12 protein-coding genes and 2 pseudogenes are annotated in these 19631 nt (G+C 65.3%); 8 read left to right on the forward strand and 6 right to left on the reverse strand.

Going from position 1 to position 19631, the window contains the following annotated elements:
- Positions 1 to 66 precede the first annotated feature (66 nt).
- From OTER_RS14715 to OTER_RS14735, 5 genes are all read left to right on the forward strand, one after another.
- Positions 67 to 1083 carry a WD40/YVTN/BNR-like repeat-containing protein gene (locus tag OTER_RS14715; protein WP_148218129.1) on the forward strand — a complete coding sequence of 339 codons (1017 nt, stop codon included), beginning with the start codon at positions 67 to 69 and terminating at the stop codon, positions 1081 to 1083.
- Positions 1084 to 1103: 20 nt separating this feature from the next.
- Positions 1104 to 2990: a hypothetical protein gene (locus tag OTER_RS14720; protein WP_012375722.1), complete on the forward strand. Its 1887-nt coding sequence runs from the start codon at positions 1104 to 1106 to the stop codon at positions 2988 to 2990.
- Positions 2980 to 4371: a M28 family metallopeptidase gene (locus OTER_RS14725; protein WP_012375723.1), complete on the forward strand. Its 1392-nt coding sequence runs from the start codon at positions 2980 to 2982 to the stop codon at positions 4369 to 4371. Before OTER_RS14720 ends, OTER_RS14725 begins: the two co-directional genes overlap by 11 nt.
- A gap of 90 nt (positions 4372 to 4461) precedes the next feature.
- A complete protein-coding gene (locus OTER_RS14730) occupies positions 4462 to 6576 on the forward strand; it encodes a sodium:solute symporter family protein (protein ID WP_012375724.1) in 2115 nt (704 codons plus the stop codon).
- 91 nt (positions 6577 to 6667) lie between these two features.
- Positions 6668 to 7789: a hypothetical protein gene (locus tag OTER_RS14735; protein ID WP_044892544.1), complete on the forward strand. Its 1122-nt coding sequence runs from the start codon at positions 6668 to 6670 to the stop codon at positions 7787 to 7789.
- On the opposite strand, the gene OTER_RS14740 is transcribed toward OTER_RS14735, so the two are convergent.
- Both OTER_RS14740 and OTER_RS14745 read right to left on the reverse strand, forming a co-directional pair.
- A complete protein-coding gene (locus tag OTER_RS14740; RefSeq protein WP_012375726.1) occupies positions 7762 to 8613 on the reverse strand; it encodes an aldose epimerase family protein in 852 nt (283 codons plus the stop codon). The two genes, OTER_RS14735 and OTER_RS14740, sit on opposite strands and share 28 nt — an antisense overlap.
- Positions 8614 to 8730: 117 nt before the next feature.
- Positions 8731 to 9831 (reverse strand): Gfo/Idh/MocA family protein, encoded by a 1101-nt coding sequence (locus OTER_RS14745; protein ID WP_012375727.1) that lies wholly within the window; start codon positions 9829 to 9831, stop codon positions 8731 to 8733.
- Between the two features lie 362 nt (positions 9832 to 10193).
- Here OTER_RS14745 and OTER_RS27055 point away from each other — a divergent pair.
- Both OTER_RS27055 and OTER_RS27060 read left to right on the forward strand, forming a co-directional pair.
- Positions 10194 to 10421, forward strand: a pseudogene (locus OTER_RS27055) (AraC family ligand binding domain-containing protein); the annotation flags it as partial.
- A 312-nt stretch (positions 10422 to 10733) separates the two neighbouring features.
- Positions 10734 to 10955: pseudogene (locus OTER_RS27060) on the forward strand (helix-turn-helix domain-containing protein); the annotation flags it as partial.
- On the opposite strand, the gene OTER_RS14755 reads toward OTER_RS27060, so the two are convergent.
- Together OTER_RS14755 and OTER_RS14760 are read right to left on the reverse strand one after the other, a co-directional pair.
- A complete protein-coding gene (locus OTER_RS14755; RefSeq protein WP_012375729.1) occupies positions 10942 to 13200 on the reverse strand; it encodes a right-handed parallel beta-helix repeat-containing protein in 2259 nt (752 codons plus the stop codon). The pseudogene OTER_RS27060 and the gene OTER_RS14755 sit on opposite strands and share 14 nt — an antisense overlap.
- A gap of 40 nt (positions 13201 to 13240) precedes the next feature.
- Positions 13241 to 15562 carry a hypothetical protein gene (locus OTER_RS14760; protein WP_052300391.1) on the reverse strand — a complete coding sequence of 774 codons (2322 nt, stop codon included), beginning with the start codon at positions 15560 to 15562 and terminating at the stop codon, positions 13241 to 13243.
- Between the two features lie 202 nt (positions 15563 to 15764).
- On the opposite strand from OTER_RS14760, the gene OTER_RS14765 reads away from it, so the two are divergent.
- Positions 15765 to 18176 carry a glucosidase family protein gene (locus tag OTER_RS14765; protein WP_012375731.1) on the forward strand — a complete coding sequence of 804 codons (2412 nt, stop codon included), beginning with the start codon at positions 15765 to 15767 and terminating at the stop codon, positions 18174 to 18176.
- Between the two features lie 132 nt (positions 18177 to 18308).
- Here the strand turns inward: OTER_RS14765 and OTER_RS14770 are convergent, their stop codons facing one another.
- Positions 18309 to 18944: a D-sedoheptulose-7-phosphate isomerase gene (locus OTER_RS14770; protein ID WP_012375732.1), complete on the reverse strand. Its 636-nt coding sequence runs from the start codon at positions 18942 to 18944 to the stop codon at positions 18309 to 18311.
- A gap of 17 nt (positions 18945 to 18961) precedes the next feature.
- Complete coding sequence (locus OTER_RS14775) at positions 18962 to 19618, reverse strand: TetR/AcrR family transcriptional regulator (protein ID WP_012375733.1); 657 nt, start codon at positions 19616 to 19618, stop codon at positions 18962 to 18964.
- Positions 19619 to 19631: the final 13 nt, after the last annotated feature.

Consider the following 19631-nt stretch of genomic DNA (forward strand, 5'->3'; position numbering starts at 1 on the left):
CGGGCGCGCCCGGCCTACGCGTCGCTGCGGTCAAGTCCGCTCGTGCCCACCAACGCCCTCTTTCTCATGGCCAGGATCAAAATTTGTCTCGCGCTGCTGGTGCTGCTCACCGGGGTGAGCCGCGCCGGGCCCGCCCGGCAACACGAGCTGTATGTCTGCGCGACGATCAGCCGCAACTATGTCGTTGGCTCGAAGCTTACGACCCTGAGTGGCCTGTATCATCGTGCTCCGGACGGCAGCTACGTTCACTTTGGCGTGAATTTCCCCGGGATCTTCAGTCTCGCGATGGATCCACGCGATCCGCGGGTGCTCTATGTGGCGTCGTTGAACGGTGCGCTGTGCAGCAGGGATGGCGGCGAGACTTGGCGCATTGGCACGAGCTGGGACATGACGGAGCCGAAGGACATTTCGGTCGATCCCCACGCGCCGGACCACGTGTACCTTGCGCTGCCCGACGGCATCGCGGTGTCGCCCGACCGGGGCGCGACCTGGCCGCGGCGCGAAAACGGGCTGCCGGAGCGTGGTAAGTACACGCAGGTCCTCAAGGTGGATCGCACCCGCGCCGGCCGCGCGCTCGCCGGCTGCGAGTCGGGCATCTACCTGACCGAGAATACGGCGCAGTCGTGGCGGCAGGTTTTCAGCACGCGGACCACGATCACGGATCTGCGGCAGTCGCCGCACGATCCGCAGCACTGGCTCGCGACCACGCAGAGTGACGGCGCGCTCCAGTCGCAGGATGGCGGGCTCACCTGGACGCGCTTCGAAGGAGTGCCGTCCGCGGAGGCGCTCTACAACGTCGCGTTTGACGCCGCGAACGCGCGACGGTTCGCGATCGGCAGCTGGACCTATGGCGTCCTCGTGACCGAAGACGGCGGGGCAACCTGGCACGAACGCAATGCCGGTCTCCCGGACGGGCACTGTGTTTTCCGCGTCGGGATCGATCCGGACGACGGGCGGCTCTACGCCGCGGTGTACAAGGAGGCGCTGTTCGAGTCGCGGGACTTCGGTCGCACGTGGCAAAAGGCCGGGTTGGAGGGCTCCACCGTCTACAACTTCGTCTTCGTGCCCAAGGCGGCGCAGTGAATGCCGTCGCCTCTTCAATCATGACATCACGAACGCTTTTCCTTGCCGGCCTGGTGCTCGCGATCAACTTCACGCTACGGGCGCAGCCGTCCTTTGAAGCTCCGCCGGCGGCGCCGACGGTGATCGAGCGGGCTGATCAGCGTCGGGCGGCCTATCTGGCCCGCGTTGACGAAGTGCTCGCCTGGCGCTGCAGCCGCGTGAAGCCGGGCGAACTGATCACGGACCTGGCGGGAATTTCCGCCAAGCTTGCACGGGGCGAGGACGCCGACCTCTGCTCGCGCAGTGTGATCGAACTGATGAAGACGCCGGGCAGCGGACCGTTTTGGATGTTTCCCGTCGTGGGCGTGGCGTATCTCGGGCGCGACCAGCTTTCGCCAGAGGCACGGCAATCCATTCGCGAGGCGTGGCGCCGCGGGATGCAGATGCGCGGTGACACGGAAAACCACTGGGTGATGTACTACACCTCGCTGTACCTGATGGCCGAGCTGTACCCGGACGAGCCGGCGGACAGCTGGTACACGGGCAAGAGCTCCGCGGAGAATCTGGCGGAGGCGCGCGGTTATCTGCTCGATTGGATGAATCTGGCGACGACGATCGGCCAGGGGGAATTCAATCCCACGCACTACATCGGCGAATACGCGATCCCGCTGCTGTACCTCGCGACCTGGGCGGAGGATCCGGCGATGCGGCTGCGCGGACAGATGAAACTCGACTGGATCCTGGCCGACCTTGCGGCCAACACCCTGAATGGCGTGCTGCACGGGGCGAACGCCCGCACCGACGACACGTCGGTGATCGAGCGCTGGAACGCACTGGCGTCCTTCTTCAGCTGGCTCGCTTTTGGCAACACGCCACCGCCGGCGGGCTACGGAGGCTGGGGCGTGTACTTCGCGACCGTGGCCCGCCATTACGAAGTGCCCGAAGTGATCTACCGGATCGCGGTCGATCGCGAGGGGGACTACGTCCAGCGGGACCTCAAGCGGACCCGCCGTCGCTGGCGCAACAGCGACGTGCTCATGGCGCCGATCTACAGGACCAACTACACCCGGCGCGACTATGCCGTGGGTTCGTACCAGGGCGGCATGGCCGATCCGATTCAGACCCACGTGTGGGATGTGACGTGGGCGGTGCCGGATCCCCGCGGGGTACACAACACGATGTTCTCGATGCATCCGGTGTCGTCGAGCTACGACATGCAGACCTACTTCACCGAACTGCCCGATCAGATGATCAAGGGCGTGACGAAGGAGGGCAAAGCCTCGTACGATTCGCCGGACAAATTTCTCGGCGGCTCGCGCTTCGAGCAGGTGTTCCAGGATTTGGACACAGTGATCGCGCTCTACAACATTCCGCCGGGAGAGCGCTTCCCCCATATCAACGGCTTCTTCTCCAAGGATCTTGTCCATCTCACGGTGGACGCGTCCGGATGGATCTTCGCCCAGGGCGGCAGGGCCTACCTGGCGTACCGCCCCTTGGCGGGCTACGAGTTGCAGCCATTGGCCCGAATCAAGTCGTCGTGGACGGGCGAGCGCGCGGACACCGGTGACAAGCGCCTCTACAGTCCGCATCTGAAAAACGGGACGATCGTGCAGGCAGCCAGTGTCGACGAGTTTGCGGATTTCGCGGCGTTCCAAGCCGCAATCCGTGCGCTGCCGCTGGAGTATCAACTCGAGCCGGTGCCCACGGTGAAGTTCACCACGTTGCGCGGCAAGGAGGTGGTTTGCACGTTCGGCGCTGCGCCGGTGGTGAACGGACAGCCCGTCGACTACACGAAATGGAAGCTCTTCGAGGGGCCGTACCTGAATGCGGAAAAAGGATCACGGCGATTGACTCTGACACACGGTCGGCTGGAACGCATCCTCGACTTCAATTCGCTGAGCATCACGGAGCGAGTTCATGAGCGTTGAGCGACTGACTCGTGCCGTGCTGGCGGCTCTCGCGCTGTGGGTCGCGGCGCCTGCCGCTACCGGCGACAATCCGGAGCAGCTGCCGGAGCCGGTGATCGAGTCGGCGGCACGCGCGCATGCCATGCTGACGCGGCTTTGCGACGATTTCGGCGGACGATTGACGGGCACGCCGCCGGCGCAGGCGGCGCTCGCGCGGCTCGCGTTGGAACTGCGTGCGCTTGGGCTCGAACCCAAGCTGCGCTCTTTTTCGATGCCTGGCTGGGAGCGAGGCGATGATCGGGTGGAACTGCTGACGCCGGTTCCTCGCAAACTCCGCGCCGCGGCGTTCGGCTACGTGCAGCCGCACCCAGCGTTTGAGGCGGATCTCGTGAACCTCGGTGCGGCCAGCGAAAAGGAGTGGCCGGTTGGATCAATCGCGGGCGCGGTGGGGTTGATCACGTCGAGTTCGTCAGCCTCCCTGCGCGCGACAGTGGAACTCGCTCAGGTGCGGGGACTGCGCGGGCTGCTCTACGGCGGGCGGGAATCGGGCGGGCAATTGCTCCTGCGCACGGGCAGTCACGTGGGCGAGCCGCTGCCTGTCCCCGTCTACGCGCTGACCGACGAGGAGGCGCGCTGGTGCGCACGAAGGCTGCAGCGCGGTGAACCGATGCGTGTGCGCCTCGAAACGCGCTCGCGCTGCCGCACCGTCGAAACGGCGAATCTGTCGGTGACGCTCAAGGGCCGGGCGCCGGAGCGAATCGTGGTGGGAGCGCACTTCGACAGCTGGGACATCGGGCAGGGGGCGATCGACAACGGACTCGGGGTGGCGCAGCTGTTCGCGCTGGCCGATGCGTTGCGCGAGCGGAAGCTCGAGCGCACGGTCGAGCTGATCTGGTTCAACGGTGAGGAGCAGGGGCTGTGGGGATCGCGGGAGCAGGCGGCGCGGCTCGGTGACACCCCTATCATCGCGATGATCAATCTCGACATGGTGGGCGTGCCGCAGGCCGTAAATGCATTGGGCGACGAAAGTCTCGTACCCTGGCTGGAGCAGTGGAACGCGCGCCGCGGCGACGGGCGGCTGCCGTTGGGCGTGCAGAACAACCTGTGGACAGGCAGCGACCATACCCCATTTCAACTGGCCGGAGTGCGCGCGATCACCTTTCACGGCCCGATCGATCGCGAGTCGGTTCGGTACTATCACGACTTCGCCGACACGATCGACAAGCTGCCGGTCACGATCGTCGCTGATTCGGCGAAAGTGATCAGCGATCTGGTTGTGGCGCTGGCCAACGACGCATCCGTGCCGGTCGTCCGGCGCTCGGCGGCGGAGACGGAGCGGATGTTCGTCAAGGCGGGTGTCGACCAGCGGTTGCGCGGGCTCGGCTGGTGGCCTTTCCCGTAACGACCGCTTCGGAACAACTGCACACCGACGCCGTCGGCCACCGGTTCTCCAATTCTTATCCAACCTTAATCCTCGGATTTGTTACCCCTCATGACCCTGCTCGGACTTCATCCCGTCGACGCGCTCATCGTTGTCGCCTACATCATCGGCGTTCTGCTCATCGGCAAGGCGCTCGCGCATGGGGTGAAGGGGGAGAAGGACTTCTTCCTGGGGGGGCGCTCGCTGGGGCGCTGGTTCCAGTTTTTCCTCAGCTTTGGCACGATGGCGGATCCGGGGCAGGCGACGACTACGGCGAGTTCGGTTTATCGCCAGGGGGCCGGCGGTGCGTGGCTCGCGTTGATCACGCTTTTTCTCACGCCGTACTACTGGTTCACCACGGTGTGGTTCCGCCGCGTGCGGCTGACCACGATGGCGGACCTCTTTGAAGACCGGTTTGGCCGACGCTTCCTGGCCACCCTCTACGCGGTCACGACGATCCTGATGGCCATCGTAGCGATCGCGAGTGGCAACGTGGTCGCGTTGAAAACGCTGCAGCCCTTGATGGTGAAGGATCCGGCGAGCTACACCGTGCAGGAACAGCAACGAGTCGCGTACTATCACGAGTTCGCCGACCTGCGCGCGCAACGGACGGCTGCGGCCCTCGAACCGGCAAAGGCTGCGCGCTACGATTTGCTGAAAGACTACTATGACCGCGGCGAACTGCAGCCATACGTCACGTATCTACATCCGGTGACGTTCTACCTCGTATCGTCGACGGTGGTCGCCGTGTTTGTGATGCTGGGAGGACTGAAGGCCTCGGCCGTCGTTGACGCGGTGCAGGCAATTCTGGTGATCCTGATCTCCACCATGCTCATCCCGTTTGGATTGCTGCGAATAGGAGGAGTGTCGGGATTGCACGAGAAAGTGCCCGCGGTGATGTTCAATCTGTTCGGCGGGGACGGGGCGAGCGAGTACACTTGGTACTCCATCGGCGCGTTGCTGTTCGTGCAGATCGTCGGAATCGTCGGATCGCAGGCGAATATGACTATCGCGGGCTCCGCGAAGAATGAGATGGCCGCGCGCTTTGGCGCAGTGACCGGCGGCTTCGGCAAACGCTTCGTCACGATCGCGTGGGCCTTCTGTGGGCTGATCGCGATCGCGCTGTTCGGCCCGAACCTTTCCGATCCAGACCAGGCATGGGGACTGCTGACGCGTGCGCTGCTGCCCGTCGGCCTGATCGGCCTGATGATCATCGGACTGCTCGGAGGAAAACTCGCGCTGCTCGGCGCGCAGTCGGTGGTGCTTTCCGGACTGGTGGTGAAGAACCTCTATGAGCCGCTGCTGCCCGGCCGATCGGAGCGGCACTACATGATCGTGGCGCGCGTGACGGTCCCGGTCGTGCTGGCGCTTGGCGTCGGCGTCGGTCTTTACATGAACAGCGTCGTCGCGATCCTGAAGTTCGTCATCGTGCTGCTCGTGGTCTGGGGCGTGCCGATCACGATGATTTTCCTGTGGCGACGCGTGACCGAGGCTGCCGTGCGCATCCAGGTAATCGCGACGCTGGTGTTCATCGCAGTGATTCCGTCGTTGGTGCCGGCCATTCCGACGCTCGCGCAGTCAGAGGCCTTGACCGTCATGACTCGCGAGCGGACGGAGCATGTCCGGCGCGCCGCGACGCTGGAGGACGTGGCGGCGGGCCGAGCGCAGGCCGCGGGCGAAATGATCGCACGAACGCGCGTGATCGAGCCGGTCTCCGTCTTTTTCGAGGAAGGGGTGGTCCGCACGAACCCCGCCGATCTCTCCTCGCCCAGAACGGGCAAAGGATTGTTCCGAGTCGAGGCGTATCTCGTTTCACTGTTGGGCTTCGACGTGGCCGGGTTTAGTCCCGCGATGCTGATGACGACCCGGTACATGGTGGATGGACTGCTGCCCATTGCGATCCTGATGATCGCCAGCCTGCTAACCAAGCCGACGGAACCGGCGCGGGTAGCGCGTTTTTATGCCCGGCTGAAGACGCCCGTCGCCGCAACCCTCGAGGAGGATGCCCGCGAGATCGAGGCGAGTTACGCCGATCCGGGCCGCTTCGATCACCTCAGGTTGTTTCCGCGCACGAATTGGGAGCTGACGAGATGGGATCGTTACGACGTGCTCGGCTTCCTGGGGTGCTGTGGATTGGTTGGCTTTGTGTTGCTGTTCTTCAAGGCAGTGCTGGTGGTCGGGAGCTGAGTCGGCAGATCGAGAAGCAAAGACGATGTGGCGGCACAGACCGATCGCGCGGCTTTTCCTCGCTGCAGGCGTGATCGGCCTGCTGTCCTCAATGTTCGCTGTGCCGTGCCAGCAGGCCGGACGGATTCCGCTCATCCACCTGACGGATCTTTATGACCCGCCGCAGGACCCGGATGACCATATCGACCTGGCGACGATCGTAGCGCTGCCGGAGTTCGACCTGCAGGGCGTAGTCCTCGACGTGACGGATCGGTTTCTTGTGCCCGCGCCGATCGGATACGATATCGCACGCGCCCCGGGCCTCGAGTCCGTGGCGCGACTCGGACGGATTGTCGGGCGGACAATTCCCGTTGCGGTCGGCCCCAGGCATCCGCTGCGAAATCCAAACGATACGGCCGCCGATCGACCGCCATCAGAACAGGTCGGGATCGCGTTTTTGCTGGAGCTGCTGGAGCGCAGTCCGCAGCCTGTCATGATATCGGTTGTTGGCTCAGCGCGGGCGCTTGCAGCGGCCTACAACCGCAATCCGCAATTGGTCCGGGCGAAGACCCGCGCGGTCCTGCTCAACGCGGGCTCGACGGCGGGAGTGAAACGCGAATGGAATGTGGGGTTGGACGTGCACGCCTATGTGGCGCTGTGGCGCTCGAATCTTCCGCTGCGATGGTATCCGTGTGCGACCGATCGCGGAGCGTTCGACCCGGCACACGTGCACGGGACGTTCTGGCGGGCGACTCACGCACGCCTCTTCGCGGGGCTGTCGGAGCCCATGCGCGAGTGGTTCAGGGAGGCAATGCTGGCAACTCCGCGCCTTGCGGGTGGAGCGGACGGCGGCGCTCGTGCAGGTGAAGTCACTTGGGAGCAAGAGCTGGCGCAGGAGCGCAACCTCTGGGCGACGATCTCGCTCACCATGGCCGCCGGCCGCGTGCTGGCGCGGACACACGACGGCTGGCGTTTCGTGACTGCGTCCGAGGTGATCGGCCAGGAAACGTGGCCGGTGCGGTTGGATTCGATTCGGGCCGAGGTTGATCCTGCCGGAGTGGTGACGTGGCATACCGTGCCGCGGGCTGATACCACAACCATGCTGTTCGCCCGCCAGCCCGGCGGCGGCTACGGGGTGGCGATGGCGGAAGCGTTGAACGCGCTGCTTTGCTCGATAGGGCGGCCGACTGAAGGCGAACGCGCAACTCAGGTCAGTGGCACCCCAAAGTCGTAGCCGACGCTCCACTCGCGGGCGGCCCCTGGACCGAGCTCGAAAGCGTGATACGGTTCGATTGAGAACGTGTTACTGTTGCCCCAGATCAAGCACTCCGAGGGGGCGAAGCTGGTGCGAAAGTCGATGCCGCTGAGTTTCGGGTGGTTGAGTCGCACGACCAACGGCTGATCGGCTGGCAGGCGCAGCGTGTCGAGATGACCGTCCTTCTCGTCGCGAAACACGCGCAACTGCGTCAGCGTACGACTGGCGAGCGCGAAGGCTGGATTTTTCACCAGCACGCTGCCGGCCGGCACCTCGGCGGAAATTTGGCCGGCGGTGAGCGCAAAGAAGGGATGCGCGAACCACTCGACTGGGAAGGCGCTCGTTCCGTGGTTGGTCACGCGCGTTGTGGAGAGGAGCGTGCGTGCTACCAGTTGCACGGTTCGTTCCAGACGGTAGTGAATCCCGACGGCCTGCTGGCGAGTCGAGAAGACCGCGTGCGCTGGCGCGAGCGCCACTTGCCATTCGCACGGTTGCGCCAGGCTTACGCTGGAATCGACTAGCAGCGCGAGTTCGCCAGCGCCGAGCGCGACGCCGCGGTTGCCGCTCCAGGTGAGCGGTTCACCGCTACGCCGCCGATGACGAAATGACTCGGGCAAACCCTGTCCGTTGAACGCGCCGGGCGCCGGTTTGGGCCACTCCGGGCCGGCCAGCAGGGGGCCGGACCGCGGGTCATGGACCTGCCAGATGTAGCCGCCAGCGCAGTACCGATGGCCGAGTCGCTCCCGATCAACAACCGGGTCGAGCAGATCGACCCGAAGATGGTCATTGGCGATCTGCAGCATGGTCAGCGAAAGCGCCTCACGGGGAGTGTGGTGGCCCGGTCGTTCACCACGAGGGTGAACCGATAGCGCGGCCGTGCGCCGCTCTCGGTCCCGGCGCGTGGAAGTTCGTCCCTCGGTTCAATTCGCGACCAACCGCCGGGGAGAGCGACCGCCGTTGAGCGTCTGATAAAACGGATCGCCGGGCTGGATGGAGCCCCGCGGGACGATCTCGCCGGTGAACGCCGATTTGTAGATCGAGGTCAGCAGATCGAGCGTCTTGTACGCTTCCGCGCCGGAGGTGAGTGGCCCGCGTTTGGCGTCCATGTCGCGGACGAACGCGTTGAGCTGAGCGCCGTGCGACGACGGCACGTCGGGCGGGAACGATTGCCACGCCTGCAACAGCGCGTCGTCCTGTGCCGGCGGCACGGGCGTGAAGCGCCAGTTTTCCCGGCCGTAACCGTAAAGGTGGGTGAGTTCCACCGTCGCCCGCTGGTAATCGAGCCGGAGGTAAGTTTCCTGTCGCGGACTCAGCGCGCTATTGATGATCGAGCCCAGCGCACCGTTGGCAAAGGTCACAATCGCCATCGAAATGTCTTCCACTTCGATGTGCCGATCGAGTGTCGCGGCGGCGGCGCGGACCTCTGTCCAATCACCCATCAAATGGAGGAAGTGATCCATCGCGTGAATGCCCAGCACCATCGTCGGTCCGCCGAGCGCGGTTTCCCAGCGGCCCTGCCAGGGCACGGAATAGTAGGCGGTGTCGCGGAACCAGAGCGTGTTGCAGACGCCGACGAGCGGCCGGCCCAGCTGGCCGGAATCGGCCAGGCGGCGGACGTGATCGCTCGAGGAGCCAAACCGCATCTGGAAAATACAGGCCGTGTGACAGCCGGTGCGTTTCTCCGCGGCGCGAATCTGGTCGAGTTCGGCGAGCGAGCCGCACAGCGGCTTTTCGCAAAACACCCAAGCCCCGGCTTCCATCGCCTTGATGCTCATCGGTGCGTGCTGCGCCGGCGGCGTCGCGATGAACACGATGTCGGGCCGGACCTGGGTGAGCATGGTGGCGTAGTCGGTGAACTGGCGCTGAATCCCGTGCCGCCGGACGAACTCTCCAACGCGGCCGGCGTCGATGTCGACCGCGGCCTCGAGGGTCACGCGACCCTCCGTGGCATCGACCGCCCGGACATGGGCGTCGCTAATTGAGCCGGTACCGACAATCGCAGCGCGGTAAATTTTCTTCATGAGAGGGGAGGGCAGGCTTGGCCACGGACCGGCTTGTACGTCGTGAGATCTGCGCGTTTCCCGCAAGTTCGCTCGATCGGCGGCGGCGAGGCAACCGAAGAGTGCACGCGAGCAGCGGTAATTAGGGCGAGCGTGAACAGCCGGGCGGCCGACGCGAAATTCAGAGCCACTTGGGAAGACTACACCAATTGGAGCGCGAACGAAATGGTTGAACTGGGAGAACTGATGTAAAATCTGGGTCGATGCCGCCCGCGCCTCGCTATGTTGCCCAACCCTGGTTGAAAAGCCCGTTGCGGACGCCCGTCGGAGAAATCCAGCTGGCCGGACTGCTGCGGAACGTGCAGGGGATTGATCCCGCGACGATGCGCGTGCTCCGACATTTCACGCTCGTACTGATGGTCGAGGGACGCGGTTACTATCGCGACGAGCAGGGGGTGGCGGAGGAACTCAGGCCGGGCGATGTCGTGATGGTGTTCCCGGGCATGGCCCACGCCTATGGGCCGCTGAGCGGAAGCGAGTGGACTCAGATCTATTTTGTATTTGATGGGCCGCAGTTCGCGCTCTGGCGCGAGCGGGAGCTGCTGAATCCCCGGCGGCCCATCTGGCGTCTGGGGCTCCCGGATTACTGGCATCAGCGGTTGCGCGAAGTGGTGAAGGGCGAGCCGCTGCTCGGGGTGGCGGCGCCGCTGCGGGCGCTGGGGCGTTTTCTTCAAGTGCTGAGCGAGATGACGGCGACGGACATGGAGAATGCGCGCCAGAGTGGGGGCGACGCGTGGCTGGAAAAGAGCCTGCGGTTACTGGGGGAGCCGGGCACGGCAGGCTGGCCCTCGCCGCAGACCGTGGCGCGGCAGGTGGGGTTGAACTACGAGAATTTCCGCAAGCGCTTTGTTCAACTCACGGGCGAGTCTCCCGGCCGGTACCAGCGGCGCCGGCGCATCGATCTGGCGTGCGCCGCCATCTACCACGGCGAGCTTTCGCTCAAGCATATCGCCGACGAGCTCGGTTTCTGCGACGTGTTTCATTTCTCCAAGGCGTTCACGCAAACGATGCGGATGCGACCGTCGGAGTATCGCAAACGCGTGCATGGCGCAGCGCCGATGGACCGGGAAACTAACGACCGTTGAAGCGCGGCGGCACGATGGAGCGCCACTCGTCGCGCTCGAGGCCGATCTTTTCCACCGGAATCGGTTCGTAACCATTGCGGGCCAGCGCGGCAGGATCAACCGCCGTAAACTCGAGGCTGAGCGGATCGAAACGACCGGCGGTGGTCTGAAGCGTATTGCCCGCAAGCTCGCGCGAGGCGGCCGGATCGCTGCTGAGCAGGAGCGAGTAGCCGTCCACGGCGTCGATGTTGAGGAAGTAGGGGTCGGGCCGGCCGTCGTTCACTGCGCGGCGGCGCCAGAGTTTCGGATCCGCGATCGTGTTGTCGCGCAACTCGACGCAACGCGCGAAGTCGAAGGCGAAGTAGTCGTAGACATCCAACCAGCGGCCGCCGAACGAGACGTTGCGCACGATCCGATTGCCTTTCGGAACCGCAGGTTCGTCGGCGAGCAGCGTGGCCAGAGCCGGATAACGCTCGGTGTAGGGCGGACGATCCGCGTTCATTTCCCGAAAGCGTTCGAACATCCATGGGTAGCGTCCATCGAAGTAGTTCGAGGCCCAGCCGAGTCCGCGCGCATCCAGGTGAACGGAAGGCTCGCACTCGATGAAGAGGTTGTTCGCGACGAGATTGTCCCGGCCGCCGCCGATCTGCACCGCGCGGCCGGCCCGGTAAAAGATATTGCCGGTGACCGAGAATCCGCTGGAAAAGTCGTCGAGATAGACGGCGGTCACGCCATGGAGCCCCGGGCCTTGGAGATGATGCCAGTAGTTGTGCCGAATCACGTTGCCGCGCCAGGTCCAGTCGCGGCCCGTATGGATCGCGCCGGCGTCTCCGGTCTCTTGCGTGACGCTGTGCACATCATTGAACTCGACCACGTGATCATTGCCGCGCAGGTACATCGCCTCGAACGGCGCATCGTGAATCAGGTTGTGCGCGACGCGCTGGCCGACGCCATCGATCATCACGCCGTACTGCCCGGTGCGCAGCCAGTGGCTGAAATGATGAATGTGATTGTTGAACACCCGATGGCGCGCGGGCGTCAGCGTCGGCCGGTTGCCACCATTCACCGTGATGGCTCCGAGCGCGAGGTCATGGAAGTCGCAGCTGCGGACCTCGTGGGCGGATCCGCCCTCGATCAACACGGCCAGATCGCCGAGATTGCTGAACGTGCAACCGACGATGCGACAGTCCTCGCCCTCGCGCACCGCCACGCCCCCGGCGCGGCCGGCGGTGAAGCGCAGGCCGGCGATGGTGACGTGACGCGCGCCGGCCAGCCGGAGGAACGGCGTATCGAGAATGGACACGGTGACGTCGTCCGGGCCCGGCGTCGCGGGCGGATAGAAGTACAGCCGTCCCGCACCGCGATCGAGATACCATTCGCCGGGCTGGTCGATCTCCTCGAGAACGTTGAGGAAGTAGAAGCGTTGGTGGCGTGTGTAGCCGTAGTTGTGGTGCGGAGCCGCAAAGGTGAGCTCGCGCCCGCCGGACTGGACCGACTGCACGCGTTGAAACGAATCGCTCCAGTCCCACGTCCAGTAGCCGTGCGCGTAGAGATTGTCGTCCGGCGCCCAGTGGCTGGGCCGCGGGTCGTCGAACGTGATCCGGCCGTAGTGCCGGCCGGCGGGCACGCCGTCGAATCGCTTTTCGCGTTCCAGTCCCTCGTGGAGTCGCGTCGGACCGGTCTGGGGAACGTCGGCGATCAGCAGCCACTCCGTGTTGGGGTAGCGGGCAAGCTGCATCCGCCGTCCGCGAAAGAATAGCTCGAGGCCGGGCGAACCGCGCTGCGTGAGGGTGCCGAAGTCGGTGATCCCTTGGGCGCGCAGATCGGTCCACACTACCTTGTCGCGAACGCTCTCCTGCAGACGCTGGCCCACCGCAGCGTCCGCCACCGGACAAAACCCGCGCAAGGTGACGGCGCCGGAAAGGATAGCCGTCTCGCGATCAGCCACTCGCCACACCACGGGATGCTCGGCGGTGCCGGAATCCTCCGGTCCCAAATCGAGCGACGCGCTTCGGGCATACGTGCCGGCGTGGAGAACCACTTCGAGGCCCGCCGTGCGGTCGGCATTTTGCACCGCCGCGCGGGCACGCTCGAGCGAGGCGAAGGGTCCATCCGTTCTCGCGGAGTTCGGCGCCGCGCGGGTGCCGGACCATTGGTCCGATCCGTCTGAAGCGACGTGAAACTGAACCGGCGCGGCCGAAGCGCACGCGAACCAGCCGAATGTTGTGGCGCTGATGGCGACGAAAAACCGGGGGATCGAAAGCATGGAAAGATCAGATCGGACGAACTGGGGCAGGCGCACGCGCTCAGGCCCAGCCCTTCGGCCAGTGCGTGCCGGGAATGGGACGCCAGTAGGCGTTGGGATCGATTCGCGGCGGCAGATGCCGGTACTTCTCGGTGAGCCGAAGTTTCGTGCGCAGATTTTCCACGAGGTTTTCGCCGTACATGAAAGTGTTGTCGGCGACCTGGGAGACGACGATCACCTCCGACTTGGTGGTTTCGAGCAGTTCGATCAGTTCACACGTGTTGGCGAGATCGAGATCGATCACTGCCTGCAACCGTTTCTGCTGGGCACGACGGCCGGCAGCTCGCGGACTCGCGAGGTAGCTGTAGACGCAATCACACCACGCGCAGACGTTGCGCAGCGCGGTGGCCCAGTGTTGATAGGCACGGACACGATCACGCAGATCGGCGAAGACCGCCTGCGATTGCCCGCTCGTGCGCTGGGCGAGTCTCTCCAATTTCTGGCGCAGGCGGCGTACGCGCGGCAGGAGTTGGCGATCCATGTCACCGCTCATCTTCGCGGCAGACTCGCGCGTCATCAGGTCAAAGAGGACATCCTTGCCAAGATCGCCGAGGCTGGGGTTGTTGTGCTGGAAGCAGCCGTGGCGCTCGTAGTAGGCCCGCTCGCTTGCGGGAATTGCCTCGATGTCGGGCACGATGGGGCGGTCCCACGTGCGCTGCCAGCAGAAGCCGAACACGCAGTAGAGTCCGACCTGGGGCTGCCAGACCAGCGCGTCCTCGAATTCGCGCCAGGCAGCGGTAAGCGCACTCGCGTGCTCCGCTCCGACGCAGCGCGTCGCAAGCTCGTCGAGCACGGTGTCGATTGGTTTCTCCGGGAAGAATTGCACCGCCTGGATCACCGCGGCGTTGGGCCAATAGGGCGCCTGCGGCGCATTGGACAACCCTCCCATGCAGCTCGCGCGCTGAATACCGAGCTGGCGCATCGCGGTGAGCTTCTGGTGGAGCAGATGCGGGAAAGGCAGACCGAGCAACGGCTCGTGATTGTTCACGCCCGAGGCGGCATAGTTCAGCGCCGGCTCGGCCCCCTGTTCGCGCGAGGCCGCGAGCGGCTTGGCTTCAGTCGCGTCGAGCCACGAGTGGAAGATGCTGCCGGCGACGCCGGTGTTCTCGGGATATTTGGGGTGCGGATAAGGCAGCGCGTAACCACGGACGAGAAGCGATGGCGCCTCCCACGTGACGTGCTCGTTCATGCCGCGCTTGATGTGGTCGTGCTCCACCTTGAACGGCTCGATGCGGAGAATCACGTCGAAGTCCGGATTGATCTCGGCGGCGGCGGTGCGGAGATTGTGCAGGTAGCGAACGATGCTCTGACCGGCGGCTTCGGCGACCTTGTCGTGGTTGCGCCACTCGCGGATCATGTACGGTCCGCCATTGCGTCCGACGTAGAGCGAAGCGGTGTGCTCGAAGCCGGCGCCGCTGTCGTTGGTCCACACGGACATGTAGCTGAGGTCGGGCACGGCTCGCATCAGCGCCTGCAGCGCTTCGCGGTAGTGGCGCCGCACGATCGGGTGGTCCTGGGCCATCGTGTAGCGCGGCAGCCGTGAGCGGAACGGGTGATCGACCCGCGCGCCGCGCAGCGTGGGATACTTCACGAAGAAGCGCTCGGGCATCGAACGCGGCTCGAACATGCACACCCCGGGTTTCAGTCCGTAGCGACGGCCGATCTCGGCCAGACCCTTCAGGTGGTTGAGATTCGCGTCGAGGTAGAACGCCGGCCAGATGCCGCGCGTCAGCTCGGTATCGACGAAGTGGTTGAACCCGGGCGCGTACGTGTAGAACTGCGGATAGTACTCGAACGGCACGAAGTCCTCGTGGGGGAGGTGCGCTTGCAGACTGTTGACCTCGAGATGCGTGAAACCCGACTCGGCCAGCGTGGCGGCGTAGCGGTCGCGGTCGAAATTGCGGGCGGAACGCCAGTATTGCGCGTAGCAGGCATCGAAGAGCGGACGATGCCAGCCGAACGTCGCGGGCAGCAGCACGCCGCGCGCGAGCTTTTCCTGACTCAGTTCCGTAATGCCGTGCGCCAGCAGCCGCACGGCGGCGTAGAGAAATGAGCCGTGCGTCGCGCAGATCTCGCCCGTGCCCTCGGGCGTGATGCGGAGCCACATCCAGGCAGAGTGGTCGCGCACGGCCGCGGGCAGCCGGCGTGCCCAGCGGCGTGACGCCAGGGCCACGGATACGCCGCGGCCGGGATTGGCACCGGCGCTGACGCGTGCGTTGGTCAGCCGCGCCAGTTCGCTGGCGGCGGTGAGCTCGGCCGGTTCGGCGCGGAGCGGAACGTGCACGGTAGCGAGGGCGAGCGAACGGGTTGGGGTGGCGGACATGATGGCGAGATGAAAACGCGGTCGGGACGAGGCAATTGCAAAGCGGCCAAAACCCCAGTGGACACCAAACAAATCCCAAACCATACATGTTCGCTTCGTTAGTGTTGCTTTAATCTATCGACCGGCCGCTCCCGCGGGGCGCCTCCGCTCGCGTGCATGCCGCCGGAGCAATTCACACCCTCACCAACGCGAAACTCCCTCGATGACGCAGGACCTGCTGGCCCTTTCCGACCACGAGCCGCCGATGGGCGATCTCTTCACTGACGCGCGGCTCGATACGGGGCGCGCAGTCTGGACCGGCCGTTTGCCGGGCGAGCGCGAGATGGCCAAAAAACGCATCGTGCATCAGCGCGTCGTGCGGTTGCACGGTGAGGCGAAACTGCTGCGGCTCGGGCTGCGCCGCGGGCAGGGGTACCACAAATGCGGAAGCCGGCAGGACCTCGATTGGGTCACTTCGCTGCGCGTGCTGGGCTGGACCGGTGGTCGCTGGCGTGAAGTGTGGCGGGGAGATGATCTGCGCGCGCCGGCCGTGGGTGCGGTTCGCTGGATCAAGCTGCCGCAGATGACGGTTTCCGGGGTGATCCTCGAAGTGCGGCGCTCAGGGATCGATGATGGATGGACGCCATGGAATCTCGCGATGTCGGCGTTTGTGCTGGAGGGCGAGTTGCTGGTGCCGATCGCGCCGCGCCAGGAACGGCTGCTCACGCTCGAAAGCGTGGAGCTGTCCGGGCTGCCGCGGGGTGTCACGGCGGAGGTGCGCGACGGTTCGGTGCGCTATCGTACGCGCGAGTTCGAAGTGGGCTTTGCGGTGGGTCGCCCAGGGTTCTCGTTTTTCGGACTGCACGTCGAGGACGACGCGAATGCGGGGATCAACCTGCTGACGACGCGGCCGCCGCTGTTTCATCAGGGGCCGCAGCTGCATCCTCTCGGCGCGCCCCCGCTCATTGCGCCGGCGGTGCGCTGCGATCTTGAAGGCGCGGTTCGCGTGAAAGGCGCGACGGTGCGGTATGCGTTCTCCACGGGTGGGCAACACTACACGCTGACGTGGCGGGTGAGTTCGCAAGGACTCGAACTGCGCGCCGAGCGTTCGGCCGAGCGTGCGCTGTTCGCATGGCACAGCGCGGCGTGGCAGATCGGATTACGCAACAGCGCGAGCCCCTCGCAGGTGCTCGGCCGGCTGTTGATGGACGGCGAGAGCGGAGCCGTGGCGCTGCCCGCGCTGCTCACGCTGCCGGCATTTGGTTCGTGGGACATCCGCAGTTCGTCGCCGGCCGGCTGGGCGCGCAGCGACTGCCGGCGCAGCCAGGACGTGAACACGCTCGAACTCAAGGTTGGCGAAGAGCGCACGCCGGAAGGCATGTACCGATTGCCGGCGGGGACGCACCGCGCGATCTTCACGCTGACGCCGCATCGCCCCGGAGCCCTGCTGCACGCGAGCGCTCCGGCGGTGGCGAAACGGGCGGTGGCGCGGACGCGATGGACCGCGCTGACGTTTCGGAGCGATACGGCGACGCTGAGCAACAACGGCGCGTCGATGCATTGCCCGATCTGCATGGACACGTGGTCGGCGATCGCACCCGGGCTGGGCGAGGTGTTTCCGGGACTGCCGGCGACCGAGTTTCTGCGGCTCTCGCTCGAACGCTGGCTGACGGGAGGACCGGGCTATGCCGCCGGTCGATTGCTACAGGGCGGGCGGGCGCACGATGCCGACGACGAATATCTGATGACGGGCGCGTCAGCGTTGCTCGGGCTCGGCAACTTTCTGCGGCAGACGGCGACCCGGGGCTGGTTTCGGGAATATCGTCCCTGGATCACCGCGAAGTTGCGGGCGGCGGAGCAACGCGATCTCGATGGCGATGGCTTGATCGAAAGCGCCTATCGCACGGGAGTGAGCGGCACGAGCCAATGGAGCACGTGCTGGTTCGACGTGATCTCGTTTGGTTGGAAGGACGCCTTTGCGAACGCGATTCTCTACGGAGCGCTCGGCGCGCTCGAAGGAGGGCTGGAGCGCTGCGACGAGAAAGCGGAAGCACGGACGCTGCGTGCATGGGCCGAGCGGTTGAAACTGAACTACCGGGCCGCGTTCTGGAACGAACAAACCGGCTGGCTAGCGGGCTGGCGCTGCCGTGCGGGAAAGTTGCACGACTATGCCTTCCTGCCCATCAACGGAGCGGCGGTCGCGGTCGGACTGATCGAAGGCGCGGAAGCCCGCGTGATGCTGCGACGCTTGCTCACGGAAGCGGCGCGTGTGCGGATGCCGGATGCAGCACTGGGGATGCCCGGCAATCTGTGGCCGATTCCGGACTTTGATCTGGCCGACATCATGCAAGGCTATCCACTGGGCTACTACCAGAACGGCGGTCGCACCCACTCGCAGACGCGGCATCTGATCATGGGCCTATATCGCTGTGGACTTACGCGTGAAGCCGATCGACTGCTGAAGCGGCTCTGCGTCGGGTTTGCCGATGCACGCGTGTTTGGCGGAAATCAGAGCGGCGTGGACTGGCGGTATTGGGACGACCGACCCTGCGGCTACGAAGGATTGCTCACCGATCAATTCGGTGTGTTGGAGCCGATCCTCTGGCGCTGGGGAGCGCAGGCGTCGCGGAGCTGAGTCCGTCTTTTGTGCATGGCCTGCGCCGGGTGGGGAAAAGCATGAGCTTTCCGTCTCCGGCGCCATCGCGAAACGCTCACGCGTTCCGCTGCCCGGACCGTGAGCGTCGCGGTTGGCCCGTGGTCACCCAGCTCAAACGCCGTGTGACGGCGACGGGAAAAACGCCTGTTCGAGCGAGCGGCACAGGCAGTGGTAGATCGGCAGATGATATTCCTGAATCCGGTAGGTCTCGTCGGCCGGCACGTTGATGCAGATGTCGGTGAGCCGCGTGAGATCGCCGCCGGTGCGGCCGGTCAGGCCGATCGTCACCAGTCCGCACGCGCGCGCGGTTTCGACGGCGCGGCAGACGTTGGGTGAGGTGCCGGAGGTGGACAACGCGAGCAGGACATCGCCGGGCCGGCCCAGCACCCAGGTGAGTTGCGCGTAGATCAGCTGCGGATCGACGTCGTTGAGAAACGCCGTGCCGAATCCGGGAAAGCCGCATAACGGGATCGCCGGCAGGCCGCCCTGTAGGCGTTCGCCGATGCCGGCAGGCAGGCGCTGTCGGTCCCCGGCCGAAAGCGGGCGCTTGGACATGAACCCCTTGAGCAGCTCGGCAGCAATGTGCTCGCAATCCGCCGCGCTGCCGCCGTTGCCGCAAAGCAGCAGTTTGCCCTGCGCGGCGAAACAGGTCCGGAGCGCGGTGTCGGCGCGCGAGATTTGCTCAGCACAGACGCGCAACTCGGGATAGCGATGGAGCAAATCGGTGAGGGGGGCGGCGACGGTCATGGCGGGAGCGTGATGTTTTAGCGGGAGCGACGCGCGCCGGCAGCGGTGATGCCTTCGAGCAGCAGCCGGGTGACGTGCCGGATGCCTTGCTCACGCACGGCGTCGACGGCGAGGTCAAGCCCGAGCGCCTGCGACAGCGTGTAGCGATTCGAGCTGTAGATCTGGCAAAGTCCGATGAGGCTGATCAGCAAATGGCGGGCGTCCATGTCGGCGCGAATCCGGCCGGCGGCGACGCCCTCCTGCAGGAACCGCTCCAGGGCGCCGAGCATGGGATCCTTGGTGAGTTTGAAGCCGAAACGGCGGAGTGCGCGGCCTTCGTTGAGATTCTCCCAGAGCAGCAGTCGCACGAACTTGGGATGCTCGCGCAGAAAGTCGAAGTAGCGACGGACGATCTGTTCGGTCAGCGTCTCCAGTCTGCTCTCGTGGCTGGTCACGGCGGTTTCCACCACCTCGAGCGAGCGATAGGCTTCGGCGAGCACCGCCTGGTAGAGCCGCTGCTTGTCGCCGAAATAATGATAGACCATCCGTTTGTTTACGCGTGCCGCGGCGACGACCTCGTCGACGGTCGTGCCATCGTAGCCGGACTTGGCAAACAGCGTGGTGGCGGCCCGCAGCAAACGGTTCCGCACGGGACTGGAATCAGCAGGCGAGGAGGTGGAGCGACGCGGAGGCATCCGGCAGGAGGAG

It is taken from the genome of Opitutus terrae PB90-1 (genome assembly GCF_000019965.1).
Taxonomy (GTDB): Bacteria; Verrucomicrobiota; Verrucomicrobiia; order Opitutales; family Opitutaceae; genus Opitutus; species Opitutus terrae.